Below are 848 nucleotides of genomic sequence, written 5' to 3'. Positions count from 1 at the left end.
GAGCTGTTCTACGACGCCGACGCCGACCTGTCCATCATCCAGGGCCGCAAGGTCGCGGTCATCGGCTACGGCAGCCAGGGCCACGCCCACGCCCTGTCGCTGCGTGACTCCGGTGTGGACGTGCGTGTCGGTCTGCACGAGGGCTCCAAGTCCAAGGCCAAGGCCGAGGAGCAGGGCCTGCGCGTGGTGACCCCGGCCGAGGCCGCCGCCGAGGCCGACGTCATCATGATCCTCGTCCCGGACCCGATCCAGGCCCAGGTCTACGAGGAGTCCATCGCCCCGAACCTGAAGGACGGCGACGCGCTGTTCTTCGGCCACGGCTTCAACATCCGCTTCGGCTTCATCAAGCCCCCGGCGGGCGTGGACGTCTGCATGGTCGCCCCGAAGGGCCCGGGCCACCTGGTGCGCCGTCAGTACGAGGAGGGCCGCGGCGTCCCGTGCATCGTGGCCGTGGAGCAGGACGCCTCCTCAGGCGCCTTCGCGCTGGCCCTGTCGTACGCCAAGGGCATCGGCGGCACCCGCGCCGGCGTCATCAAGACCACCTTCACCGAGGAGACCGAGACCGACCTGTTCGGTGAGCAGGCCGTGCTCTGCGGTGGCACCGCCGCCCTGGTCAAGGCGGGCTTCGAGACGCTGACCGAGGCCGGTTACCAGCCGGAGATCGCCTACTTCGAGTGCCTGCACGAGCTGAAGCTGATCGTGGACCTCATGTACGAGGGCGGCCTGGAGAAGATGCGCTGGTCCATCTCCGAGACCGCCGAGTGGGGCGACTACGTCACCGGCCCGCGCATCATCACCGACGCCACCAAGGCCGAGATGAAGAAGGTCCTCGCCGAGATCCAGGACGG

Annotated in this window: 1 protein-coding gene; it reads left to right on the top strand. The window is 68.9% G+C overall.

Annotated features, from left to right (window positions below):
• On the top strand, positions 1-848 hold an 848-nt coding region (ilvC, locus tag IE294_RS46920; RefSeq protein ID WP_189895410.1), incomplete at both ends, for a ketol-acid reductoisomerase.

Origin of the sequence: Streptomyces canarius (assembly GCF_014650735.1) — a bacterium.
GTDB lineage: Bacteria > Actinomycetota > Actinomycetes > Streptomycetales > Streptomycetaceae > Streptomyces > Streptomyces olivaceoviridis.
This window is presented reverse-complemented; position numbering and strand designations above follow the sequence as displayed.